The 25,608-nt window shown below is 69.6% G+C and carries 18 protein-coding genes and 1 tRNA gene; 6 read left to right on the forward strand and 13 right to left on the reverse strand.

Annotated elements, in window-relative coordinates:
• Positions 1–4 precede the first annotated feature (4 nt).
• Entirely contained in the window at positions 5–514 is a 510-nt protein-coding gene (folK, locus tag AC1PMG_RS12005; protein WP_481109036.1) for a 2-amino-4-hydroxy-6-hydroxymethyldihydropteridine diphosphokinase, read from the reverse strand.
• Positions 511–1,929: a polynucleotide adenylyltransferase PcnB gene (gene pcnB / locus AC1PMG_RS12010; protein ID WP_209029322.1), complete on the reverse strand. Its 1,419-nt coding sequence runs from the start codon at positions 1,927–1,929 to the stop codon at positions 511–513. The genes folK and pcnB overlap by 4 nt, the downstream gene beginning before the upstream one ends.
• A 29-nt stretch (positions 1,930–1,958) precedes the next feature.
• Here pcnB and AC1PMG_RS12015 point away from each other — a divergent pair.
• Positions 1,959–2,033 (forward strand) — tRNA-Glu (locus AC1PMG_RS12015).
• 244 nt (positions 2,034–2,277) lie between these two features.
• Here AC1PMG_RS12015 and folE2 read toward each other — a convergent pair.
• The 9 genes from folE2 to AC1PMG_RS12060 form a co-directional block, all read right to left on the reverse strand.
• Positions 2,278–3,228 carry a GTP cyclohydrolase FolE2 gene (gene folE2 / locus AC1PMG_RS12020; RefSeq protein WP_481111660.1) on the reverse strand — a complete coding sequence of 317 codons (951 nt, stop codon included), beginning with the start codon at positions 3,226–3,228 and terminating at the stop codon, positions 2,278–2,280.
• A gap of 431 nt (positions 3,229–3,659) precedes the next feature.
• Entirely contained in the window at positions 3,660–5,087 is a 1,428-nt protein-coding gene (locus AC1PMG_RS12025; RefSeq protein WP_152239249.1) for a sugar porter family MFS transporter, read from the reverse strand.
• A gap of 91 nt (positions 5,088–5,178) precedes the next feature.
• Entirely contained in the window at positions 5,179–6,519 is a 1,341-nt protein-coding gene (gene xylA / locus AC1PMG_RS12030) for a xylose isomerase (protein ID WP_481109037.1), read from the reverse strand.
• Positions 6,520–6,553: 34 nt separating this feature from the next.
• Positions 6,554–8,047 carry a xylulokinase gene (xylB, locus tag AC1PMG_RS12035; RefSeq protein ID WP_481109038.1) on the reverse strand — a complete coding sequence of 498 codons (1,494 nt, stop codon included), beginning with the start codon at positions 8,045–8,047 and terminating at the stop codon, positions 6,554–6,556.
• A gap of 493 nt (positions 8,048–8,540) precedes the next feature.
• Positions 8,541–11,423 (reverse strand): TIM-barrel domain-containing protein, encoded by a 2,883-nt coding sequence (locus tag AC1PMG_RS12040; protein ID WP_481109039.1) that lies wholly within the window; start codon positions 11,421–11,423, stop codon positions 8,541–8,543.
• A 53-nt stretch (positions 11,424–11,476) separates the two neighbouring features.
• On the reverse strand, positions 11,477–13,168 hold the full coding sequence (locus AC1PMG_RS12045; protein ID WP_481109040.1) for a DUF5597 domain-containing protein: 1,692 nt from the start codon (positions 13,166–13,168) through the stop codon (positions 11,477–11,479).
• Positions 13,169–13,185: 17 nt separating this feature from the next.
• Complete coding sequence (locus AC1PMG_RS12050; protein ID WP_481109041.1) at positions 13,186–15,123, reverse strand: sialate O-acetylesterase; 1,938 nt, start codon at positions 15,121–15,123, stop codon at positions 13,186–13,188.
• 81 nt (positions 15,124–15,204) lie between these two features.
• Complete coding sequence (locus AC1PMG_RS12055) at positions 15,205–18,141, reverse strand: TonB-dependent receptor (protein WP_481109042.1); 2,937 nt, start codon at positions 18,139–18,141, stop codon at positions 15,205–15,207.
• Between the two features lie 288 nt (positions 18,142–18,429).
• Positions 18,430–19,392: a LysR substrate-binding domain-containing protein gene (locus AC1PMG_RS12060; protein ID WP_481109043.1), complete on the reverse strand. Its 963-nt coding sequence runs from the start codon at positions 19,390–19,392 to the stop codon at positions 18,430–18,432.
• A gap of 283 nt (positions 19,393–19,675) precedes the next feature.
• Between AC1PMG_RS12060 and AC1PMG_RS12065 the strand changes: the two genes are divergently transcribed.
• The 5 genes from AC1PMG_RS12065 (at position 19,676) to fdxA (ending at position 23,689) form a co-directional block, all read left to right on the forward strand.
• On the forward strand, positions 19,676–20,296 hold the full coding sequence (locus tag AC1PMG_RS12065) for a 2-dehydro-3-deoxy-6-phosphogalactonate aldolase (RefSeq protein WP_342073267.1): 621 nt from the start codon (positions 19,676–19,678) through the stop codon (positions 20,294–20,296).
• Positions 20,293–21,444 carry a galactonate dehydratase gene (gene dgoD / locus AC1PMG_RS12070; RefSeq protein WP_481109044.1) on the forward strand — a complete coding sequence of 384 codons (1,152 nt, stop codon included), beginning with the start codon at positions 20,293–20,295 and terminating at the stop codon, positions 21,442–21,444. The genes AC1PMG_RS12065 and dgoD overlap by 4 nt, the downstream gene beginning before the upstream one ends.
• Before the next feature lie 4 nt (positions 21,445–21,448).
• A complete protein-coding gene (locus tag AC1PMG_RS12075) occupies positions 21,449–22,372 on the forward strand; it encodes an SMP-30/gluconolactonase/LRE family protein (protein ID WP_481109045.1) in 924 nt (307 codons plus the stop codon).
• A complete protein-coding gene (locus tag AC1PMG_RS12080) occupies positions 22,369–23,268 on the forward strand; it encodes a 2-dehydro-3-deoxygalactonokinase (protein ID WP_481109046.1) in 900 nt (299 codons plus the stop codon). The genes AC1PMG_RS12075 and AC1PMG_RS12080 overlap by 4 nt, the downstream gene beginning before the upstream one ends.
• A 97-nt stretch (positions 23,269–23,365) precedes the next feature.
• A complete protein-coding gene (gene fdxA, locus AC1PMG_RS12085; protein ID WP_017909525.1) occupies positions 23,366–23,689 on the forward strand; it encodes a ferredoxin FdxA in 324 nt (107 codons plus the stop codon).
• Between the two features lie 382 nt (positions 23,690–24,071).
• On the opposite strand, the gene AC1PMG_RS12090 is transcribed toward fdxA, so the two are convergent.
• Together AC1PMG_RS12090 and dapA are read right to left on the reverse strand one after the other, a co-directional pair.
• A complete protein-coding gene (locus AC1PMG_RS12090) occupies positions 24,072–24,596 on the reverse strand; it encodes a hypothetical protein (protein WP_010343910.1) in 525 nt (174 codons plus the stop codon).
• 17 nt (positions 24,597–24,613) lie between these two features.
• A complete protein-coding gene (gene dapA, locus AC1PMG_RS12095) occupies positions 24,614–25,522 on the reverse strand; it encodes a 4-hydroxy-tetrahydrodipicolinate synthase (RefSeq protein WP_481109047.1) in 909 nt (302 codons plus the stop codon).
• Positions 25,523–25,608: the final 86 nt, after the last annotated feature.

A 25,608-nucleotide genomic window follows, 5' to 3' on the forward strand; every position in this document is an offset into this window, starting at 1 on the left:
AGCATTATCTACCGATTGGCACGATCCCGCCGGTTTCGATGCGGTCGCGTGCGTCACGCACCGTTCCATGGCCCGGAATCGCCGCCTCCGCGGCGATCTCGGCCAGCGGCAGCAGCACGAACGCACGCTCGTGCAGGAACGGGTGCGGCACCTGCAGCCCCGGCAGATCGATCACCGCCTGGGCATACAGCAGCAGGTCCAGGTCCAGGGTGCGCGGGCCCCAACGCTCGCCAGGCAGCCGCTGGCGGCCGTGGCGGTGTTCCAGGTCCAGCAGCGCCTGCAGCAGCTCCGGCGCCGGCAGCGTGGTGCTCACCAGCGCCGCGGCGTTGATGAAGTCCGGCTGGTCCTCGCGGCCCCAGGCCGGGCTGCGGTACAGCTGCGAGGCACGCACCAGCCGGGTCTGCGGCAGCGTGTCGAGCGCGGCCAGGGCCGCGCGCAGGGTCGCCGCGGCGTCGCCAAGGTTGCCGCCCAGGCCGATGCAGGCCTGGACCGGCGCCGGTGTCGCGGCGCTCACTCGACGGGCGTGGCGGCGTCCGGGCGGCGGCGCCGGCGCCGGCGGCGCTTGGGGGTCTCTTCGCTGTCGGCCGGCGGCGCGAACGCCAGCTCGTCGCCGGCGTAGTCCACCTCCGGATCGAAGCCGCGCGGCGGCGGCGCGTAGCCGGGCTGCTGCTGCAGTTCGCGCCAGTAGGCGATGTCGGCCGCATGCTCGTCCGACGCGGACTGGCGCACGATCAGGAAATCGAACGCGGCGCGGAAGCGCGGATGCGACAGCGTGCGCACCACCCGCTTGCGCTGGCGCGAGGTGAAGCGCGACTGCAGCAGCCAGATCTCCTGCATCGGCAGCGAGAAACGCCGCGGCAGCGCCACGGTGCTCAGCTGGTGCAGGGTCACCCGGTCGGCGGCGCGGCGTTGCGCCTCCTCCATCTGCATGCCCTGCTTCTGCAGGGTCATCAGCGCGCGGCAGTAGGCCGGCCACAACAGCAGCGCGAACAGGAACGCCGGCGACACCGGCTCGTCGTTGGCGACACGGTTGTCGGTGTTGCGCAGGCCCTCGATCAGCATCCGCCGCAGCGCGCCGCTGCGGTTGGAGCGCAGCGCCGCCGCGCTCTCCGGGAACAGCGCGGCGAGCAGGCCGTGCCGCTCCAGGCCCTCGAAGCTGGCCACACCGTGGCCGGACAGGAACAGCTTGAGCACTTCCTCGAACAATCGTGCCGGCGCGGCCTCGGCCAGCAGCCCGGCCAGACGCGGGATCGGCTCGGCGGTGCCGGCCTCGATCTCGAAGCCGAGCTTGGCCGCCAGGCGCACCGCGCGCAGCATGCGCACCGGGTCCTCGCGGTAGCGCTGCTCGGGGTCGCCGATCAGCTTCATCAGCCGCGCCTGCACATCCTCGAAGCCGCCGGTGTAGTCGCGCACCGAGAAGTCCTCGATGGCGTAGTACAACGCGTTGCAGGTGAAGTCGCGGCGCACCGCATCGTCCTCGATGCTGCCGTAGACGTTGTCGCGGACCAGGCGGCCGTTGTCCACCTCGCGGTCGCCGCTGCCGTCGTCGACGTTGGCGCGGAAGGTGGCGACCTCGATGATCTCGCGGCCATAGACCACGTGCGCCAGGCGGAAGCGGCGGCCGATCAGGCGGCAGTTGCGGAACAACTGCTTGACCTGCTCGGGGGTGGCGTCGGTGGCGACGTCGAAGTCCTTGGGCTGGACCTGGACCAGCAGGTCGCGGACCGCGCCGCCGACCAGGTACGCGCCGAAGCCGGCCTCGCGCAGCCGGTACAGCACGCGCAGGGCGTTGGGGCTGATGTCCTTGCGCGAAATGGGGTGCTGGTCGCGCGGGATCGCGCGCAGGGTGAATGGCGATGGAACTGGCGGATTGATGATGGCGCTTCCGTATCGGGTTGCGGGATTGCCGAAGGGCGGCGAGACCCATATACTAGCGCGCTGCAATCGACGCGACCAACGCTCCCTTCGTCTAGTGGTTAGGACGTGGCCCTCTCAAGGCTAAAACAGGGGTTCGAGTCCCCTAGGGAGCGCCATCCTCGCGTCGCCTGCAGCGCGACACAGCAAAAACCCCGCCTTGGCGGGGTTTTTTGCGTTTCGGCGCCGGCCGCGGCCCGACGCGCCTCCCTCCTGGTTGCGCGGGCGTCGATCGCCCTCGGCCAGACGGCTGCAGACGCCGGAGCGCCGATCCAAGCCTACCCGGAACGCCGAGGCGGCCCGGGCGACGTGCGCGATCCGGTCGGCATCGGTGCGCACGTGCCGACCACCCGCAGCTCGCGGTCAGGCCTGCGCCAAGCCAGGGGCGGCCTCTCCGGCCATGACGGCCACCGGCGCCGATGCGGTCTCTGCCACCGCATCGTGCGCATGCAGGCTCTCCAGATGCCGCACCTGGACCTGCACCTCGGCGTAGCGCGCGCCCAGCGCCTGTTGCAGGCGCCGCGCGGCGTCTTCCACGTACATCAGGTTCTCGCCATTGCGGCGCGCGAACGCCTGTTCGTCGGCACGCCGCACCGCCGCCTGCACCGGCGTGGCCAGGACCTGCTCGGCCAGCGCGATCACGCCCTCCGCGTCGAAGCGCACCGCACGCGCCGACACGCCAACCCGGACCGAGGCCACGCTGCGCTGGCTATGCGGGGTGGCGTGACTGCCGTGCCGGAGCAGCCAGTCCGCCACCGCCTCCCGCGACAGCGAGGCCTGTTCCGGGTGCTGCTGCACGAAGGCCTCGCTGAGCAGTTGCCGCGCCAGCGCCGCCGAACACGGGCAGGTCGAGGAATACAGCAGGTCCACGCCGAGTCCGAGCCGGACCACGCCGCCACGCAGTTCGGCGTCGATCCGCAGCGGATACGCCCGCCATCCGGCCAGCCCCGGGCTGCGCAGTGCCGGGCTGCGACGCAGCAGTTCCAGGCGCAGCGACACCCGCGCTGCGGTCGAGGCGCAGTCGGCGTGGCTATGCACCATCGCCCGCAGCAACTGCGACAGCCGCGACGGCGACAGCGGCTGCTGCGCGCACTCGTCGAGCAGGCGGTACAGCCGCGACATATGAATGCCCTTGACCTGCGCCGACGGCAGGTCGACGGCGAGCGCGGCCTGCGCCGGCACGGGTGCCGCAGGCGCGCCCTCGCCCATCTCCAGATAGATCGGCAGCGCGATGCCGTCCATGCCCACCCAGTTCAGGGGAGCGGCAATCTGCGAAGGTTCGTCGGCAGCGACATCGGGCAATGGCGAGGGGATCTGCAAGTTCATCGGATCGATGGGAGCGGCAAGGGAGCGAGGAAAGGTATGGAGCCACGTTGCAATTGTTATAAAGTAACATAACCAGCGCTCATCGACAGGAGCGCGCATGGCGCACCTCAGCCGTCAGCGGCGCCAAGTCTTTTCGTCGGGCCGATGCAGGCCGCCGTGTTCGGCGGGGTAGCGTGGACCTGCTCGCACGGCTTGCCCCGTACCCTCATCCGCCCCTGCGGGGCACCTTCGCCCGAAAAGCGGGCCATGGCCCCGGCGGGAGAAGGGAAAGGCAAAGCCCCTCTCCCACCGGGAGAGGGGTTGGGGTGAGGGTACGGCGCGTGCAGCGCCTTCGCCGATCCGGCAATGCCTTCAGCCGCTCGCTGCAGACACACCGATCCAGAGATGGCACGCGCGCCGCATGCGCGTGCGTATCGGCATCAGCCCTGCATCTGCTCCAGTTCCTTGCCCTTGGTCTCGTACACGTAGCGCAGCACGAAGAACACCGACAGGAACGCGGCCACGGTGTAGATGCCGTAGGCACCGGCCAGGCCGATGCTGCCGAGCAGGACCGGGAAGGTCACGGTGATGGCGAAGTTGGACATCCACTGCGCCGCACCGGCCACCGCCAGGCCGGAGCCGCGGATCTGGTTGGGGAACATCTCGCCCAGCATCACCCACATCACCGGGCCCCAGGACATGTTGAAGAAGACCACGTAGACGTTGGCGGCGATCAACGCCAGCCGGCCCATGCCCGGCGACAGCGCCAGCTTGCCGGCCGCATCCAGCGAGGCGCTGGCGAAGGCGATGGTGACCAGCGCCAGCGACACCGCCATGCCGGCCGAGCCGATCCACAACAGCGGCTTGCGCCCGACCCGGTCGATCAACACCACGGTGATCAGGCAGGCACCGATGCTCAACGCACCGGACAGCACGTTGATCAACAACGCATCGCTCTCGGAGAAACCCACCGCCTGCCACAGCACCGCGCCGTAGTAGAACACCACGTTGATGCCGACCAGTTGCTGGAAAGTGGCCAGGCCGATGCCGATCCACACGATCGGGCGGATCTTGCCGGTGACCTTGCTGACCAGGTCCGACAACCGCGGCGTGTGCTGGTCGGCCGAGAGCGAGGCGGAGATTTCGGTCAGCTTGGTCTGCGCCGTGCCGGCCCCGTACAGCCGGGTCAGCACCGCCAGCGCCTGCTCGCGGCGGCCCCGCGCCACCAGGAAGCGCGGGCTCTCCGGAATCGCCAGCAACAGCAGCAGGAACGCGGTGGACGGCAGCGCCTGCATCCAGAACATCCAGCGCCAGGCCGGCTGGCCCAGCCACAGCGCCTCGGTGGACGCGCCGGCGGCCTTGGCCAGCAGATAGTTGCTGAGGAAGGCGCAGAACAGCCCGCCGATGATGGCGATCTGCTGCACCGTGGCCAGGCGCCCGCGGTAGCGCGCCGAGGCGACCTCGGCGATGTAGGCCGGCGACATCACGCTGGCCGCGCCCACCGCGAAACCGCCCATCATCCGCGCCAGCACGAACACCGCCGAGTTGTGCGCCGCGCCGGCGCCCAGCGCCGACAGCAGGAACAGCGCCGCCGAGACGATCAGCACGGTGCGCCGGCCCCAGCGATCGGCCAGCGAGCCGGCCAGGAACGCACCGATCGCGCAGCCCAGCAGCATCGAGGCGACCTCGAAGCCAGTGCCGGCGGAACTGGACTGGAAGGTCTGCTTGAGGCCATCGACGGTACCGTTGATGACGCCGCTGTCGAAGCCGAACAGGAAGCCGCCGATGGTGGCGACGCAACTGATCAGGATGATGAGGCGGGTGTTCTCGCCGGCGTCGGCGTGGCGATCGATCGGAACACTGGACATGGGTTCACCTGGTGGCGTGCAAGAGGGAGACGGCCGGCGCGCGGGAAGCAGCATGCGCGGCGGCGGCACCGGGCCGCCGCCGCACACCGGTTCAGCGCAGCAGGTACTGGTTGATCAGGTTCTCGTAGGCTTCCTGGCGGCCGCTGCGCTGGGTCGGCTCGCCGGCCTGCGCGGCATGCGCGGCGAGGTCGGCCAGCGTGCTGTTGCCGGCGGCGAAGGCCGCGCCGGCACCGCTGTCGAAGCTGGCGTAGCGCTCGCGGCGCCACTGCTCCAGCGGCGAGGCGGTGAGCAGCGCGTGCGCGACTTCGAGGCCGCGCGCGAACGCGTCCATGCCGCCGATGTGGGCGATGAACAGATCCTGCGGATCGGACGACTCGCGGCGCACCTTGGCGTCGAAGTTGAGCCCGCCCGGGGCCAGCCCGCCCTGCCGCAGCACCACCAGCATCGCGCCCACGGTGTCGTAGAGATCGACCGGGAACTGGTCGGTGTCCCAGCCGTTCTGCGGATTGCCGCGGTTGGCGTCGATGCTGCCGAGCAGGCCGGCGTCGCTGGCCACCTGCAGGTCGTGCTCGAAGCTGTGCCCGGACAGGGTGGCGTGGTTGGCCTCGATGTTGAGCTTGAAATCCTTGTCCAGCCCATGCTGGCGCAGGAAGCCGACCACGGTGGCGCTGTCGAAGTCGTACTGGTGCTTCATCGGCTCCATCGGCTTGGGCTCGATCAGGAAATTGCCCTTGAAGCCGATGCTGCGGCCGTAGTCGCGGGCCAGGGTCAGGAACCGCGCCAGGTGCTCCTGCTCGCGCCGCATCTGCGTGTTGTGCAGGCAGGCGTAGCCTTCGCGGCCGCCCCAGAACACGTAGTTCTCGCCGCCCAGTTCCACGGTCGCCTCCAGCGCCGCCTTGACCTGCACCGCCGCGCGCGCGACCACGTCGAAGTCCGGGTTGGTCGCCGCGCCGTTCATGTAGCGCGGGTGCGAGAACAGGTTGGCGGTGCCCCACAGCAGCTTGACCCCGGTGTCGGCCTGGCGCTGCCTGGCGATGCCGACCATGTGCTTGAGGTTCTTTTCGTACTGGCCGACGTCCTCGGCGTCCGGCGCCAGGTCCACGTCGTGGAAGCAGTAGTACGGCACGCCGAGCTTGGTGAAGAACTCGAACGCCGCATCGGCCTTGGCCTCGGCGCGGCCCAGCGCATCGCTGCCGGCGTCCCAGGGATAGGCCCGCGTACCCGGGCCGAACGGATCGGCGCCGTTGCCGCAGAAGCTGTGCCAGTAGGCCACGGCGAAGCGCAGGTGCTCGGCCATGGTCTTGTCGCCGATGCGCTTGCCGGCGTCGTAGACCTTGAATGCCAGCGGATTGTCCGAGGCCTTGCCTTCGAACGGGATGCGACCGATGCCCGGGAAGTATTCCTTGGCGCCGGTGTAGACGGATGTGCTCATCACGAAGTCCTGGTGCGTTGCGGGGGAAAGGGAATCACGCGGCGTACAGCGGGCCGACGGCCTGCAGATGCCGCTGGAAGCTCTGGTAGTGCGCCTGGTACTGCGCGCCGCGCTGCGCATCCGGCTGCGCGGAGCGCGTCGCGTCGTCCTGCTGGTGCTGCAGCACCACCTCGGCCAGGCTGGCGCGGTCGCCCTGCGCCCAGCCGTCGGCCCACAGCGCCTGCAGCGCGGCGCCGAACGCCGCGCCCTCGGCCTGCGTCGGCACGTGCACCGGCAAGCCGAACAGATCGGCGATGAGCTGGCGCCAGCCAGCGCTGTTGCTGCCGCCGCCAGTCAAGGAGATCGCATCGAATTGCAGTCCGGCATCGACGAAGGCATCGAAGCCGTTGCGCAGGCTGTAACTGGCACCCTCCATCGCTGCGCGGTAGAAATGCGCCGGCGTGGTGTTGTGCAGGTCCATGCCGGTCAGGCAGCCACGCGCCGCCGGCAGGTTCGGGGTGCGTTCGCCGTTGAAGAATGGCAGCAGCACCAGTCCGTCGGCGCCGGGCGCGGTGGTGGCGAGCAAGGCCTCGCCCTGCCCGGTCTTGATGCCGAACAGACGCGCGATGGTCTCGGTGGCGACCGTGCAGTTCATGGTGCAGATCAGCGGCAACCAGCCGCCGCTGGATGAGCAGAACGCGGCCCAGCGTGCCTCGGCATCGACCACCGGGCGCTCGGCATAGGCGAACAGCGTGCCCGAGGTGCCCAGGCTCATGCTCAGTCGCCCCGGCACCACGTTGCCGGTGCCGATCGCCGCCATCATGTTGTCGCCGCCGCCGGTGGCCACGCGCACCTCGCGCGGCAGGCCCAGCGTCTGCGCCGCCGCGGCGGACAGGACGAAACTGGTCTCGGTCGGCACCAGCGGCGGCAGCGCCGCGGCCAGGTCGCGCTGCGGATCGATCGCCTGCAGCAGCGGCGCCGACCACTGCCGGGTGCGCACGTCCAGCCAACCGCTGCCGGAGGCGTCGCCGACCTCGGCGTAGCGCTCGCCGGTGAGCCAGAAATTGACGTAGTCGTGCGGCAGCAGCACCGTCGCCATCGCCGCGTAGGCATCGGGACGATGCTTGCGCGTCCACGGCAGCTTGGAGGCGGTGTAGCCGGCCAGGATCGGGTTGCCGGCCAGCTCCACGCAGCGCTGCGCGCCGCCAACCGCGGCCATGATCTCCTCGCACTCGCGCTGGGTGCTGGTGTCGCACCACAGCTTCACCGGCGCGGTGACGTGGCCCTGCGCGTCCAGCGGCACGAAGCCGTGCTGCTGCCCGGACACCGCGATGGCCCGCACCTGCGCCCGTTGTTCGGTGCTCAGTGCGGCGAAGCAGGCGACGATGCCGTCGATCCACCACTGCGCCTGCTGCTCGCGGGTGCCGTCGTCGCGGCTGATCAGCTCCAGCGCGTGGCCGTGGGTGGCCACCACCTGCCGGCTGTCGGCATCGTAGGCGAGCAGCTTGACGCTCTGCGTCCCCACGTCCAGACCGATGTACAGACTCATTGCCGCACCCGCCACATCGTGCACACACCCAGTTCCATCATCGCTCCAGGAGAAAGGCCGGCGTGCGGGAACCACCCGCCGTGCCGCCGAGTGTAGTGCGCACCGCACGCATCACGCAGCGGCGCATGATGACGCTGGGCGCCGCGCGCTGCCAGCGCGGCCCGCGCGATGGCGCACGCACGCCCTGGATCCGGCTGCCCTGCAGCCAGTTCACGGTCAACGCATGCAAAAGCGAGACACGGATCGAGCCAACGGCTGTCACTGCATGCCGTGATGGCCCGTCGCATGCGCGACACGACGGCGACTGGTGCGGTCTCGCCTCTGCACAGGATGTGTCTACACACGGCACCGTGTTGATGCGCCGCAACAAACATATGAGCAAATTCCGCTGCCGCGTCTCTCTGTCCATACGGGCCACGCTCGTGCACGCAGCCCACTGCGATGACGGCGACGCAAGGAGGCTGGCCCTCGCCTCGCCGGCCTGGCGCCACACTCATCCGGCGCCGGCCACACCGGCACGACCGGCGCTGACGTGCGGCACCTCGACGCTCTCGCCGCGGTACTCCACCGTGGCGTCGGCCTTGGGTTCGAGCGCACCGGCATCTTCGCGCGGACCATCGACGAAGCGCACGTGGATGGTGCGTCGTTCCTGCATGCCCGGCCAGCGGCCCTCGCGCGTCCCGATGCGCAGCACGCCCCTGGCCTGGTCCCACTGCAGCGGGATGCGACTGAACTCGCCCTGCTCGTAGCCGTAGCCGGTGCCGTCGTCCTCGTACAGCGAGAAGCGGCCGTCGGCACCGGTGTAGACCACCACGGTCAATGGTGCATCCGGGGTCTGGTCGACGTACTGCTGCACGCGGGTCATCGGCACGATGGCGCCGGCGCGCACGAACAGCGGCATGCGTTGTAGCGGCGCGGCGGCGTCGATGGTCTGGCCGCCGGCGTGGCGCGCGCCGCTGTTGAAGTCGATCCAGTCGGTGCCCGCCGGCAGGTACACCTTGCGTGAGGTTGCGCCGAAGCGGGTCACCGGCGCCACCAGGAACGCCGGGCCGAACAGGTACTCGTCGTCGATGTCGGCAACCTTGGGGTCGTGCGGGAAGTCCATCGGCAGGCCGCGCATCATCACCCCGTCGTGGTGGAAGGTGTCGCCGGCGAGCGTGTAGATGTAGGGCAGCAGCGCGTAACGCAGGCGGCTGTAGTAGGCCATGCTGGCGTAGTACGGCGTGCCCTCCGGCGAGATGTTCCAGATCTCGCGGTACGGGAACTGGCCGTGCGAGCGGAACAGCGGCACGAACGCGCCGAACTGGAACCAGCGCGTGTTGAGCTCGTGCCACTCGGGCAGATGCGCCGGATCCTGGTTTTCGTAGCGCTTCTCCACCGCAAAGCCGCCGATGTCGAAGGTCCAGTTCGGCAGGCCCGACATCGACACGTTGACACCGGCGGAGATCTGCTCGCGCATGTCCTCCCAGCGCGAGGCGATGTCGCCGCTCCACACCGCCACGGCGTTGCGCTGGATGCCGGCATAGCCCTTGCGCGAGAGGATGAACACACGCTTGCCATCGGCGGCGCGGTCGCCGGCGTAGACGCCGTGGGTGTGCGGCAACGGATAGGCATTGAAGAACTCGGTGGACGGCCCCAGCGCGGTCGGCGTGGTGCGCGCCTTGCGCTCGGCGATGTCCAGATTGGAATGCACGTCGGGCTCGTCGGCATCCAGCCACCAGGCATCGATGCCCTTGCGATTGAGTTTTTCGTCGATCTGCCGCCAGTAGATCGCCTGCGCGTCGGCCGCGTACGGATCGTAGAAGGCGTTGGTGTAGCCCTTGCCGATCCAGTCCAGCTCGCCCACCTCGACATTGCGCCGGTAGATGTGCCCGGCCGCGTCCAGTTCCTTGTAGTGGTGCGTGCTCGGGTAGAACTTCGGCCAGACCGAGATCATCAGTTGCGCGTGGCTGGCGTGCACCGTGTTGACCATGCCGTCCGGATCGGGGAAACGGCTGCGGTCGAAGTCGTGCGAGCCCCAGGCGTTCTCGGGCCAGTACGACCAGTCGAGCACGATGTTGTCGATCGGCAACTGCCGCCGGCGGTACTCGGCCAGCGCGCCGAGCAGTTCGTCCTGGGTCTTGTAGCGCTCGCGACTCTGCCAGAAGCCATAGGCCCACTTCGGCAGCAACACCGCCTTGCCGGTCAGCGTGCGGTAGCCGGCGATGACCTGGTCGGCGTTGTCGCCGGCGACGACGTAGTAGTCGATCATCTGCCCCGCTTCGGACCACAGCGACAGATCACCGGCCTCGGCCGCCGGCAGCGGGTCGCGATGCAGCAGCGCGATGTAGCTGGGATCGATCAGATCCCACTCGACTTTCAGCGTATGCCGCTGGCCGGGCTGCAGCTGCAACGCGAACTCGTGGTGCCAGGGATTCCAGTTCTGCCGCCAGCGGTCGACGAGCAGCTTGCCGTCGACCCACAACCTGGCGTACTCGCTGGCATACAGCGAAAAGGTGTGCGTGCCGCCACGCTCGGCCTCGATCTGGCCTTCCCAGCGCACCTGCATGCGACGCTTGTCGCCGGGCTTGGCCACTGCGGGAAACTTCGCCAGGTCCTTGATGTACTGGTAGTCGATCTCGGGCTCGCGGCGCTCCAGTACCGCCTTGCCGTCGATCGCGTAGTGCGCGGTGAGCGCGCCCGGCTTGCCGTGCGCATCGTACAGGCGCAGCGTCGCCGGCAGCGGCTGCAGCCCGCGTGGATCGCCGAAGCGGGTGATCGCATTGTTGTCCCAGAGGATGCCGTAGTTGCGGCTGGACACCAGGTACGGCACCGCCATGTCGAGATTGCTCTGCAGCAGTTCGACGTTGCGGCCTTTCTGATTCATCCAGCCCTGCTGGTGCTGACCGAACCCGTAGAAGGCCTCGTCGGGCGGCGAGACGAAGCGTTGGCGCACGCTCAGGTAGTCGCGCCCTTCGACCTGCAGCGGCGCGAAGCTGCGCCCGCCCGCCACTTCGGCCAGCAAGGGCGTGCCGTGCGCATCGGTGAAGCCGACATGGCCGTCGACGGTGGAGACCTGCGCGGTCAGCCTGGCGGTCTTGAGCTGCACCGTCTCACCGTGTTGCTCCAGCGTAAAGCCGGTGTCGCCCTGCACCGGCACCCGCATCAGGCTGGGCGTACGCTGGAACGTGCCGGTCGGATCGGCACTGACCCGGACGATGCCGCGGTCGATCACCTGCAGGCGCACCGGCGCTGCGTCCTTGGCGCTGGGATGCACGGTGACGCCGTCGGCCTCGCGGGTCACCTGCTGCGCGGCGGCTGACCCCGCGAAAAGTGACAGCGACAGCAGCAACAGGCGCGGCAACGAGGGCGGCAGGTGACGGTTCGCGTTGTGCATGTTCACTCCCTTGGATGGTCGCGCAACACGGCGCCGCTGGCGCCGCCGCGTCGTCAGTAGGTCGCCAGCGTGACGCGCAGCAATTGCGGCACGTCGGAGAAATTCAGCCCGTAATCGGTCTGGTCGCCGTTCCAGTTGCGCCGGAAGCGCCATTGCTCGCCGTCGTACACGCCCTCCTCGACCCGGTCGTAGAGCATGTTCGCGGTCGCCGCGCTGGCCGGATGCAGGGTCACTCGAGCGTGCTGGGCGGTGACCAGGAAGGTGTCCGGACCGAGTTCGGCGATCAGCGCCGCGCCGATCGGCGCGGGATTGCCGGGCGGCTCGCCCTGGAACCAGAACTGCGGCACGCCATAGGTGATGGTGGCACTCCAGCGCGCGTTGAGCGGCAGCTCCTGCACGGCCTGGCCCGGCGCCTCGGCGGTGCCATGCAACTTGCCCGCGGCGGCAGCCTTGGCGAAGACACGCATGCCCATGCCCACCGCACGGTAACCCAGCGCGAACGGCGCCAGCGTCTGCGCGTCTACGCGCTTGGCGCCGAGCGGATAGTTGGAGTAGCCGCTGTAGTCGATGCCGAAGGTCGACCAGCCGATGCCGTCGTGGCCCAGCGCCGGATACAGGTAGCGCGCGTACTCGGGGCGGTTGCCGGTCTCGGCGACGAACAGTGCGTTATCGGCCCGCGCGTAACGCTGCAGCACCGTGGTGTACAGCGGGTACTCGGGCATGTAGATGTCCGGCGCCAACAGATCGATGTGCGGCGCCGCCGCCTTCCACACGTCCAGCACGTTGTCGGTGGGGCCGCCGCTGGCGTACTGCCCCGGCTGGCCGGGATTGAACGGGCCGCGCAATGCCGCATTGACGTAGACCGGCAAGGGGTACGCGGCCTTGCCGGCCTCGGCGACGCGGTCGATGAAGCGCGCGATGTGCCAGGCGTGGAAGATCTCGTCGGCCTCGGCGCCGAACACCTGCGCCCAACTGCCAGCCGGCTTGCCGAGCCGCTGCAGCAGCGCCTGTGGAACTGGCCCGTCGAACACGCGCTGGGCCATGGGCGAGAAGTCGCGCACGCTGCCATAGGTGCCCGGCTCGTTCTCGGCCTGCACCATGATCACGGTGCGCTGCGGATCGGCCTGGCGCAGATGGCGCATGAAGGCGACGAACGCTTTGCGATCGGCCTCCAGCGTGGCCGGCGCCAGCGGCGACAGCGAACCCAGGCGCCGCCCGTCGCGCGCGACCACCCGCGGGAAGCGCGCATCGTCGGTCTTGACCCAGTGCGGCGTGTAGTTGGGGCCGTTGTTCTTCCAGGTGCCGAACCACAGCAGCACCAGCCGCACCCGCTGCGTGCGCGCCTGCGCCAGCAGCGTGTCGACGAAGGAAAAATCGAACTGCCCCTCTTCCGGCTCCACCTGTTCCCAGGCGATCGGCACCTGCAACGTGTTCGGCCCCAGCGCGCGGATCGCCGGCCACACCTGCGCCAGCGCTGCCGGATAGTTGCTGGAATTGTTGACCTGCGCGCCGAGAATCAGGAACGGCGCGCCATCGACCAGCAGCGCGTGGCGGCCATTGGTGCTGACCAGGCGTGGGATCGGCACCTGTGCCTGCGCCGATGGCGCGGCGGTGGCGGCAGCAGCGCGCGCATGGGCCGGCGATGCATTTGGCGCGGCCTGGCAGGCGGCCAGCAGCAACGACAGCAGGCACTGCAATACCCATCCGCGGCGTACGACGCGCGGCTGCGGCCAGGTTCCTCGCATCAGGCGCTTGCCCTGCCTCACCAGCTGTCGGTGCGGAATGGGCCGACCGGCAACTGCTCGCGGTTGACCAGGTCGGCGTCTTCGGGGTTTTCGCTCCAGGCGTAGCGCAGCGCCTGCGGCTGCGGCACTTCGTCGCTGCGCACCACTACCTGGTCGCCCTCGATGCGTGCCTGCGCCGGATGGAAGCGACGATCGGCGCCGGCCAGGGCGAAGCCACGCACCACAGTGCCGCCACCACGCACCGCCAGCGCGCTGCCCATCATGTCGAACATTACCCGCGCCTGGCCGTCGGCAAACGTGGCATGCGCGAACATCGGTGCGCTGTAGACCAGCGTTTCGCCATAGGCCACGTGCCGCGCGGCCAGCGCCAGGCGATGCCCCACGTCCTGCTTGTTGGTGGGATGGATGTTGTCCGGCATGCCGATGTCGATGGTCACCGCCTGCCCGGTCGCCGGCAGCGCCAGCGTCCGGGTCTGCGACTCGCGCAGCTGCGCCCAGGGGCTCAGGTCGCCCTGGTCGTTGCCGGCCTTCCAGTTGGCCAGTTGCACCCACAGGAACGGCAGTTGCGGTTGCCCGCGCTCCTGCCGCCAGCGCCCGATCAACGACGCGAACTGCTCGCGGTAGCGCAGCGCGCCATACGGGTAGGCGTTGCTCTCGCCCTGGTACCAGATCACGCCCTTGACCGGGAACGGCTGCAAGGGATGGATCATCGCGTTGTACAGCAACGTCGGGATCTGGTTCTTGTCGTCGTTGGCGGCCAGGGTGACCTTGCCCGGACGGAACCGCCAGTCGCCGGCGAGCGAAAGCGGCTGGCCGCCGTCGGGCTGCACGAAGAACGCCGCCGCATCGCCGGGAATGCCGCCGAAGCCGCCGTTATCCAGGATCCGGATCGCGACGTGGTTGACCCCGGCACGCAGCGCCGAGGGCGGCACGCGATAGCGGCGCGGCTCGGTGTAGCGCCCTTCGGTGTGGCCGACCTCCACGCCGTTGACGTAAGTGGTGTCGGCATCGTCCGCCGGCCCGATCCCCACGACCGCACCGGCCTTGGTCTCGGCCGCGCTAAGGGTGAAAGTGCTGCGGTACCAGGCGACGCCGTCCATGCCGACGTAACCGTGCTGCTCCCACAGCCCCGGCAGCGGTTGGCGATCCCAGTCGCGGTCGTCCAGATCGGCGGCCGCCCAACCAGCGTCCGCCTGCGCGTCCGTCGCCTGCGGCCAGCGCGCCAGGCGCCGCCGGGTCTCGCCCAGATCCTGTGCGTCCTTGGCCTGCATCTGCGCGATGCGCGTACGTACCTGCGCCGCGTCCACGCCCGGCGAGGCCGCGTCCATCCACGCCTCGATCGCGCTGCCACCCCAGGTGCTGTCGATGATGCCGATCGGCACGCCGGTGTGCTGGCGCAGATCGCGCGCGAAGAAATACGCCACCGCCGAGAACGCGCCAGCGGTGGCCGGTGTGGCCGCAACCCAGCTACCGCCGGGCAGCCGTGGCTGCGGCTGCGCCGCCCAGGCCTTGGGCACCTTGAAGTTGCGCAGCTGCGGATCCGTCGCCGCCGCCACTTCGCGTGCGCCGTCGCGCGCCTGCGCCAGCGGCCACTCCATGTTGGACTGGCCGCTGGCCAGCCACACGTCGCCGATCAGCACGTCGCCGATGCGGCGCTGGCTGCCGTCGCCCTGCACCTCCAGCAGGTACGGGCCACCGGCCGCATGCGCCGGCAACTGCAATTGCCAGCGGCCATCGGCGCCCGCGACCGCACTGGCGCTGGCGCCGTCCAGGCGCACCTGGATGCGTGCGCCGGGCGTGGCCCAGCCCCACACGGGAATCGGCGCATCGCGCTGCAGGACGGCGCCGTCGGCGAACAGCAAGGGCAGTTGCAGTTCCGCCGCGGCCGGCCATGACGCGAACGCCAGCGCCAGCAGCGCCAGGCGGCGAACGGTGGGATGCAGCGGTTTTGTCATGAGCGGTTCCTGCGTCGGGGGAAAAGCCGGCGGCCGCCCGCCTCGCCGCAGGCGGACCGCGCGCCGGAGATTGCTGCGCGCCTACCAGTTGGCGCGCAATACCAGCGAGTAGCGGCGATCGTTGACGAACCAGCTGCGCGTGTACAGGCGGCGGTCGACCTCGCCGTCGCTGTACGAGGTCGGCCCCATCAGCACCTTGGTCTCCGCGTTGGTGAGGTTGTTGGCCTGGATGCCCAACTGCAGGTGCGGGGTGAAGCGGTAGAACACCGAGCCGTCGAGCTGGCCGTAGTCGTCCGACCAGGTCGGCAGCTTGGTCGCCACGTCGCTGGCGGTGAGCAGGTAGCGCGAGCGCCAGTTGTAGGCCAGGCGCACCGACAGCGGTCCCTTCTCGTAGATGCCGGCGAGGTTGTAGCTGCGCCGCGACAGGCCTTCCAGCGGCAACGCCACGCCGGTCACGGTGGTCTTGGTGTACGGATCGGTGGCCGTGTTCACGCCGCCGCTGCTGTCGACGAAGGTGAAGTTGGCATTGACGCCGAAGCCGCTCATCCAGCCCGGCAGCGAATCGAAGAACTGAGTGTAGCCGTACTCGAAGCCGCGGATGCGGCCCTTGTCCATGTTGTACGGGCGCGTCACCAGGAAATCCTGGCCGCCGTAGTTCTCGGTGACGGTCTGGTTGGAGAAATAGTCCTTGACGCTCTTGTAGAACAGCGTCAGGTACATCATGTCGCTGCTGTCGAAGTACCACTCCAGCGCGGCGTCGTACTGGTCGGCCTTCATCGGCTTGAGGTTGGGATTGCCGGCGGTGCCGGTCCAGTCCTTCGGCGAGCCGTCGTCGTTCATGGTGGCCGCCAACAGCAGGTATGGCTGCAACTGGGTGTAGTCCGGCCGCGCCATCGCCTTGGACGCGGCCAGGCGCAGCTGCAGCGCATCGGAGAACTTGAAGCGCAGGTTGAAGCTCGGCAGCACGTCGGTGTAGCGGCCCTGCGCGTAGTTCTGGAAGTACTGGCCGTAGTACCGGGACTTGAGGTCGCCGGAGGCCGAGGTGGCGGAGAGGTCCGGGTACTGGCCGTAGCCCGCTGCCTCGGTCTTGGTCTGCACCACGCGCACGCCGATGTTGCCGTCCACCGGCACGCCCAGCGCGTCGTCGTTGCCGAAGTACATCACCATGTATGCGGCCTGGGTGCGCTCGAACTGGCGGTTGGTGTCCTGCAACTGGTACTGGTCCGGGGACCAGCCATCACCGCGCAGCGCGACGATCTGCTCGATCAACGCCGAGGTGCCGGCGTAGTCCTTGACCGCGCTGTTGCGCGGAAAGACCAGTTGGGTCGGCACGTTCACCTTGCCGCGGAACAGGTTCGAGTAGGTGTACAGCGACGACGAGGCGGTCATGTAGCTGGCCAGGTCGGCCAGGCCGGTCGCCGGGCCGGGGATGGTGGCCCAGTTGTCGGTGATCACGCCCCAGTTGTAGCCGGAATTCTTGTTGGTCTGGGTCCGATCGGTGGCGCGGATGCCGGCGCGGAAGGTACGCAGCCACGGGTTGTCGTCGTAGCTGTATTCCAGGTCGAAGCGCGTGGCCAGCTCGCGGCCGCGGTTCTTCGCCAGGTGGTCCATCGCCGCGCTCCAGAAATAGTTGGAGGGGTTGGCGGTGTAACCGGGGTCGGCCAGGGTCACCGCCGGGTAGCGGCCACCGAGGTCCACGTTCAGGCCCGGTAGGTAGATCGAACTGAACAAGGTGAAATCCAGCACGTCGCTCTGCGAGCGCACCAGTTGCATGTCGCCGCGCACGGTCAGCCGGTCGGTCAGGCGATGGCTGAAGCCGCCGGACAGGTCGGAGGTGGTGGTGCTCTGCTGGGCATAGCGGTTGTCGGTGTAGAAGCGCACGCCGTCGTTGCCGGTGACGTTGCCGCGCCAGGAGTTGGACACCGGCGAGCCGCTGACGAACCGGCCTTCGCTGTCGTAGGTGAAGGTGGTGCCCGGCGCCGGCACGATGGCGTTGGTGTCGTCGTTGAAGAACGCGGCGCGGTCGCGCCAGTTCATGTCGTAGGACGAGCGCAGGTACTGCACATAAATGTCGGTGGCGTCGCTCGGGCGCCACTGGAACGCGGCCGCCACGCCCTTGCGCTTGCGCTCGAAGTCCATCTGCCGCCAGTTGACCCCACCCGGCACGTACACCTTGTCGAACGTGGTGCCGGCCAGCAACGCGGGATCGGTGCGACGCACGAACGGCTCGACCTGGATACCGTCGCTGCGCGTGGCCAGTTCCGAATGCGCGACATCCAGCATGAGGCCCATCTCGCCGAGCCCGGTGTTCCAGCGATCGCTGAACAGGAAAGAGCCCGACGGCTTGTAGGTCTTGCTCAGATCGCCGTAGTTGGCGTCGGCGGTGAAGCCGATCACCCGGCCCGGCTGGTCGAACGGCATGCGCGTGCGCAGGTTGACCGTGCCGCCGAGGCCGCCTTCGATGATCTCCGCCGACGGGTTCTTGTACACGTCCACGCCGGCCATCAGCTCGGCCGGCACGTCCTCGAAACTGAGCCCGCGCCCGCTGGCGGCGCTGAAGCTGTCGCGGCCGTTGAGTTCGCCGCGCACCTGGGTCATGCCGCGGATCATCACTCCGCTGCCTTCGGCCGAGAAGTGGTCCGGATCGTTGCGCGCCATGAAGTGATCGATGGTCACGCCGCTGACCCGCTGCAGGGTCTCGGTGACGCTGCGGTCCGGCAACGCGCCGATGTCCTCGGCGCTGACCGAATCGACGATCTGCTCGGCATCGTGCTTGATCGATTGCGACTTGATCAGGCTGCCGCGCACGCCCTTGACCTCGACCGCGTCCAGCTGGGTCACCGGGTCGCCCTTCTTGCGGGCGGCAGGCGGCGCGTTCGCAGGCTCTGCTTCCTGCGCCAGTGCCTGTGCGCTGAGCAGCAGGCCGATGCTCAGCGCGATGAGCGAACGCGGCAAAACACGGGGACGACGTGACGCTGCGGTCGGCAGAGCCGGACCACAAGAATGCTGCGATGCCATGCTGTTTCCCTCCCAGGAGACATGCACACAGACACGGGCGACGGTCGCACCAGGGCGCCGTCCTGCGAGTTGTGACGGCGTCGGTCTCAGCCGCTGCCGTATCGGATGGCGCCGCTGCGCAGAGTGGCAGGTCGGTCGCTAGCGCGATCGGCCGAGACTAGGAATGCACCTGGCGTGAAACAAATGAAAAATTCCCGTCAAGCTATGCGATTCCAGACTAGCGGGATGCGCACCACAGCATGTCTACGAAATCGTCCGGTTGCGACATCGCAGCGCCCGCGGCGGCATTCAGACGCTTGTCGCCCGCTCGGGATACAGCCGCTTGGCCGCATTGCGCAACGCCAGCAACACGCGTTCGGCGCCAGGCGGCAACAGATAGTCGCGACGGCGCACGATGCCGAACGATTCCATGCGCACGCCCAGCGTGATCGGCAGTACCGTCAGCAGCTTGGCCTGCACATACGGCGCCACCGCCTCGGCCGGCAGCGCGGCCAGCAGGTCGCTGCCGCGCAGCAGGCTGGTCATCACCGGCAGCGACGAGGTCTCGATGACGTTCTGCGGCGCCGGCACCGCGTGCTCCAGGAACATCGCGTCCAGGCGCGCACGCAGCACGCTGTCGGCCGGCGGCAGCACCCAGCCGTAGCGGGCCAGGTCGGAATGGCGCAGATCGGCGCGGGTGGACAGCGGGTGGCCGGCGCGCGCGATCACCGAGTGCGGCTCGTCGGCCAGCGGCTCGAACTCCAGCGCCTCGGCGCCGTAGGGGCCGAGGATGCGGCCGATCACGATGTCGAGCTGGCCATCGAGCAGCTTGGCCACCAGCGGCCGGCTGTAGTCCATCTCCACCCGCACCAGGATGCCGGGGAACTCGCGCTTGACCTCGGCGATGGCCTGCGGCACCAGGTTGGTGCCCGGATTGACCACGGTGCCGATCGAGACCTGGCCCATGCGCCCTTCGCACAGTGCGGCGATCTCTTCCTGGGCACGGCCGATCTCCGACATCGCCGCACGCGCGCGGCGGATCAGCACCTGTCCGTACCAGGTCGGTTCGACCCCGCGCGCGTGGCGCTCGAACAGCTTCACCCCCAGCAGGTCCTCCATTTCCGCCAGCAGCTTGGACGCCGCCGGCTGGGTCATGCTGGCCGCCTCGGCCGCGCGCAGCACCGAGCGATGCTCGTGCAACTGCAGCAGCAGCAACAGATGCCGGGTCTTCAGGCGCGCGGCATTGAACCAGGGATTGGCAGAGGCATTCATCGTGGGCAGGCGTCCTGGGGAAGCGGAGCCGCGTATTCGGCGGCGGAATAGAATATGCCTAAAATTTCATTTGCAGAGCATAGCTCACGCGCGCAGGCTACGGCCCATCGCGCCCCCGCTGGCGTCGCCGTCGTCGGGCACCGGCCCGCCGGCAGCGGAGGCCATCGGGTGGAGCCAGCGCGCCGACGCATGGTGCGGACTGCAGCGGCCTCGCCGTCCGGTCCCGCCGCTGCGCCGCACTGGCCGGGCGCTTCCGTCACCGCCGCTTCCGCCAGGTATCCCGATGTCCGCCGCCTCCCCGTTCCGACTCCCGCTGATCGCGATCCTGCGCGGTCTCACCCCCGAGGACGCGCTGGCGCACGTCGGGGCGCTGGCCGACGCCGGCTACGACGCGATCGAGATCCCGCTCAACTCGCCGCGCTGGGCCGACAGCATCGGCCCGGCCGCACAGGCATTCGGGCAGCGCTGCTGGATCGGCGGCGGCACCGTGCTGCAGATCGGCGACGTCGACGCGCTGGCCGATCTGGGCGCGCGCTTCATCGTCACCCCCAACACGCGCCCGCCGGTGATCCGCCACGCGGTGGCGCGCGGGATGCAGGTGGTGGCCGGCTTCGCCACCGCCACCGAGGCGTTCGACGCGCTGGACGCCGGCGCGCAGATGCTCAAGCTGTTCCCCGCCGCCACCTACGGCCCCGGCCACGTGCGCGCCCTGCGCGCGGTGCTGCCGGCGCAGGTGCCGCTGTTCGTGGTCGGCGGCGTCAACACCGAGACCCTGCACGACTACCTGGCCGCCGGCGCGATCGGTGCCGGCATCGGCGGCGAGCTGTACCGCCCCGGCCAGCCGCTGACACAGACCCAGGCGCACGCCGCCGCCTTCCGCCACGCCTATCTGGACCGCGCATGAAGATCGTCCGCCTCACCACCTACCACGCCGCGCCGCGCTGGCTGTTCCTGAAGGTCGAGACCGACGAGGGCATCACCGGCTGGGGCGAGCCGGTCATCGAAGGCCGCGCGCGCAGCGTCGAGGCCGCGGTGCGCGAACTCGGCGACAGCCTGATCGGCAAGGACCCAGCGCGGATCAACGACATCTGGCAGATGCTGTACCGCGGCGGCTTCTACCGCGGCGGCCCGATCCTGATGAGCGCCATCGCCGGCATCGACCAGGCGCTGTGGGACATCAAGGGCAAGGCGCTGGGCGTGCCGGTGTACGAACTGCTGGGCGGACGCGTGCGCGACCGCATGAAGACCTACCGCTGGGTCGGCGGCGACCGTCCGGCGGCGACCATCGCGCAGATCCAGGGCTACCGCGACCTCGGCTTCGACACCTTCAAGTTCAACGGCACCGAGGAAATGAAGCTGATCGACGGCCCGCGCGCGGTGGATGCGGCGGTGGCCAAGGTGGCGCAGATCCGCGAGGCGTTCGGCACCGCCATCGACTTCGGCATCGACTTCCACGGCCGCGTCGCCGCGCCGATGGCGCGCGTGCTGCTGCGCGAACTGGAGCCGTTCAAGCCGCTGTTCGTCGAGGAGCCGGTGCTGCCCGAGCAGGCCGAGTACTACCCGCGGCTGGCCGCGTCCACGCCGATCCCGCTGGCGGCCGGCGAGCGCATGTTCTCGCGCTTCGACTTCAAGCCGGTGCTGCAGGCCGGCGGCCTGTCGCTGCTGCAGCCGGACCTCTCGCATGCCGGCGGCATCACCGAATGCCTGAAGATCGCCAGCATGGCCGAGGCCTACGAGGTCGGCCTGGCGCCGCACTGCCCGCTCGGCCCGGTGGCGCTGGCCGCCTGCCTGCAGGTGGATTTCGTCTCGCACAACGCGGTGCTGCAGGAACAGAGCATCGGCATCCACTACAACGAAGGTGCCGACCTGCTCGACTACGTGATCAACAAGGACGACTTCGCCTGCGACAATGGCGGCAGCATCGCCGCATTGCCCAAACCGGGCCTCGGCGTGGAAATCGACGAGGAGCGCCTGCACCATGCCAACGCCAACCCACCCGACTGGCACAACCCCATCTGGCGTCACGCCGACGGCAGCATCGCCGAGTGGTGAGCCGATGAACGTCTCTCTTCCGGCCCGCCACACCGCCACGCTGGCGGTGGACAGCCGCTGTGCGCATGGCGAAGGCATGCTGTGGTGCGAGCGCCGCGGCGTGCTGTTCTGGGTCGACATCAGCGGCCGCCGCCTGTGGCGCCACGATCCGGCCAGCAATGTCAGCCGTCATTGGGACCTGCCCGATCGTCCCGGCTGCCTGGGCCTGTTCGACGACGGCCGCCTGCTGCTGGCGCTGGCCAAGGGCGTGTACGCGGCCGATCCGGATGCCGCCGCCGAGACTGACGGCGCGTTGCCGCTGCAGCACCTGGCGGACGTGGAACCGGAGCGCGACGACACCCGCAGCAACGACGGCCGCGCCGATCGCCACGGCAACTTCGTGTTCGGCACCATGAGCGAACGCGAGGACCAGGCGCCGGTCGGTAGTTTCTACCAATGGTCCGCGCGCCACGGCCTGCGCCGCCTGCCGCTCCCCGGCGTGGCCATCCCCAACGCGATCTGCTTCAGCGCCGACGGCCGCACCCTGTACTACTGCGATTCGGTGCAGCCGCGCATCCTCTGCTGCGACTACGACCCGGACAGCGCACACACCGCCAACAGCCGCGTGTTCGCCGAACTGGACCATGCCGGCGCCGAGCCGGACGGTGCCATCGTCGACGCCGAAGGCCACCTGTGGAACGCGCAATGGCGCGCCTGGCAGGTGGTGCGCTATCGCCCCGACGGCAGCGTCGAGCGCCGCGTCGCCCTGCCGGTCAAGCATCCCACCTGCCCCGCCCTCGGCGGCGCCGATGGCGGCACCCTGTTCCTCAGCACCTCGCGGCAGGACCACAGCGAGGACGAACTGGCGCGCACGCCGCAGGCCGGCGGCGTGTACGTGGCCGCGGTCGGCATCGCCGGCCTGCCCGAAGGACGCATCGCCAGCGCATGATCGTCGTCGATTGGGGCACCAGCAGCCTGCGCGGCTATCGGCTCGACGCCGAGGGCGGCATCCTTGACCAGCGCCGCAGCGACCAGGGCATCGCCGTTTGCCAGGGCCGTTTCCCGGCGACCCTGGCCGCCCTGATCGACGGCTGGGACGGCGACGTCGTCCTGTGCGGAATGATCGGCAGCCGCAACGGCTGGATCGAACTGCCGTACGCGCCCTGCCCGGCCGACGCCGCCGCGCTGGCCGCGGCGATGCAGCCGCTGCAGGATCCGGCCCTGCCCGGCCGCACGCTGTGGTTCGTGCCCGGCGTGGCCAGCGACGCCGACGCCGTGCCGGACGTGATGCGCGGCGAGGAGACGCAGTTGATCGGCCTGCTCGCGTTGCTCGCGCAGGAACCGCCGACGGCCGAGACCCACCACGTCTGCCTGCCCGGCACCCACAGCAAGTGGGTGACGCTGCAGGACGGGCGCATCGCCTCGGTGGCGACGATGATGACCGGCGAACTGTACGCGCTGCTGCGCACGCACAGCCTGCTGGCGCGGTTGATGGATGCCGACGACGGCGGCTTCGATGCGGCCGCGTTCGATGCCGGCGTGCAGCGCAGCGGCGAGCCCGGCGGCATGTTGCACCATCTGTTCGGCGTGCGCAGCCTGGGCCTGTTCGACCGCCTGAGCGGCACCGCGGCACCGTCCTATCTGTCCGGCCTGCTGATCGGCCACGAACTGCGCGCGCATGCGGCTTTGCCGCCGGTGGTGCATCTGGTCGGCGGCAGCGGCCTGCTGGCGCGCTACGCGCATGCCCTGGCCGCACTCGGCAGCCGCGTGCGCACCCACCCGGAAGATCTGGCCGCGCGTGGCCTGTATCGGCTGGCGCAGCAGCACGGCGGCCTGGCCGGCTGAGCCACGCGCGCCGGTCGTACCCCTCCCGGCGCCTTGCACACACGGCGGCAACCGCCGCTTTGCATTAGAATCACCGGGTTAATCGCCGGATCGAGCCATGCCTTTCGTCGTCACCGAAAACTGCATCAAGTGCAAATACACCGACTGCGTGGAAGTGTGCCCCGTGGATTGCTTCCATGCCGGCCCGAACTTCCTGGTGATCGATCCGGACGAGTGCATCGACTGCACCCTGTGCGAGCCGGAATGCCCGGCCAACGCCATCTATCCGGAGGACGACGTGCCGGCCGGCCAGGAAGGTTTCGTCGCGCTCAACGCGGAACTGGCCAAGGCCTGGCCGGTGCTGACCACGCGCCAGGAACCGCTGCCCGACGCCGCCGAGTGGGACGGCAAGCCGAACAAGCTGCCGCTGCTGCAGAAGTAATCCCGCTGCGGATTCTGCCCGGGCGCCGCCCGCCAGACCGTACAAAACCGTAGAGGCAAGCTGCGGCTTCAGGCCGCCTCTGACAACTCGCGTTGCCGCCGCTCGACCGGACACGCGGTTACACCCTCGTAGGACGCGAGGCTTCGCACGTACCCTCATCCGCCCCCTCGGGGCACCTTCTCCCGAGGGAAGAAGGAAGAAGCCGAAGCCCCTCTCCCACCGGGAGAGGGGTTGGGGTGAGGGTACGGCGCGCAGCGTCGCGCTGAAGCAAGGAACGGCGCTTGCCCTTGCACTCCTTTCTCGCCGAACGAAAACGGGCGCACTGCGGCGCCCGTTTTGCGTTCTGCAACAGATCCGGCGCACGCGCCGAACCCGCACCGGCTCAATGGCCCAGCTTGGCCTTCAACGCCGCGATCAGCTTGACCGGCGCTTCGCCGGTGGCCGGCAGGCCGCGCGGGTCCACCGCCGAGACGTACACGCCGGCATCCACCGCCACCACGCGCACCAGGAAGTTGCTGCCTTCGTAGGCCACGTCGTAGGAGCCCAGCAGCTGCGCGCGGCTGGCGATGGTGACGCCTTCGATGCCGCCCAGCGCGTCGCCGACCTGGCCGAACACCTGGTCGCGCGTCCCTGGCACCACGAAGCCGCTGTTCGACGCCGCCGGGGCCTGGCCGGCCGGGGCCGCAGGCCGCTGCGCCGAGGCCAGCGCCGGCACCTTCATCGCCGCCGAGGTATCGGGCGAGGTCAGATCCGGCGGCACTTCCAGCGGGCGCATGTCGGGCGCCAGCGCGTAATCGCCGCGCGGCTTGCCCTTGTGGAACCAGCTGCAACCGCTGGTGGCCGCGACCAGGGTGGTCGCCAGGACGGCGGCCGACAGCACGCGGACGTAGGGAACGGAAGCACGCATCAATCAATCTCCTGAAGTCAGGCCGCGAGCGTTTCGCGGCTGGATAGGTCTTCCAACGCGGCAGCGTCGGCGGCAAGTCGGTCGGCCGTGGCGTGGTGCGCCGCGGACAGCGGCAGCAGCGGCAGCCGCAGGCCGTGGCCGATCCCGGCGCGCTGCAGCAGCGCCTTGACCGGGATCGGATTGGATTCGATGCCGCAGAACGAATGGAACGGCTGCAGCCGCGCATCCCAGGCCTGCGCGTGCTCGGTCTGGCGCGCACGCGCCAGGTCGCACAGGCGCCGGTAGGCGCGAGGCAAGGCGTTGGAGGCGACCGAGATCAGCCCGTCGTAGCCGGCCAGCATCGCTTGCGCGGCGCTGCCGTCGTCGCCGCTGAACACGGCGAAGCGCTCGCTGCGCAGGGCGGCGAGCGCGGCGATGCGCTGCGGGTCGCTGCTGGCATCCTTGATGCCGACGATGTTCGGGTGCTGCGCCAGTTGCGCCACGGTTTCCGGCAGCAGGTCGCAACCGGTGCGGCCGGGCACGTTGTACAGCACCACCGGCAGGCCGCCCTGTTCGGCGACCGCGGTGTAATGCGCGATCAGCCCGGCCTGGGTCGGGCGCACGTACGGCGGTGTCACCACCAGCGCGTACTGCGCGCCACCGGCGGCGGCGCGCTGGGTCAGCGCCACGGTCTTGGCGGTGCCGGACAGGCCGGTCCCGGCCAGCACCGGCACGCGCCCGCCGATCGTCTGCACCGCCTCGCGCAGGATCCGGTCGTACTCCTCGTCCAGCAGCGTGGCCGCCTCGCCGGTCGATCCCGCCACCACCAGCCCCTGCACGCCGCCGTCGAGCTGACGTTTGAGCAGCCGCTGCCAGGCGTCGAGGTCGAGGTCGCCATTGCCCTGGAAGGGCGTGGCCAGGGCGGTGATGATGCCGGAGAGGGACAAGATGCCGGGTGCTCGCTGGGAGAAGAGGGCCGCGCAGGCTGCGCGGACGGGTCGGCCCCGCACGCGGGGCAGGGTCGCCCCGCATG

The organism is Xanthomonas sp. NCPPB 2250 (assembly GCF_056725265.1).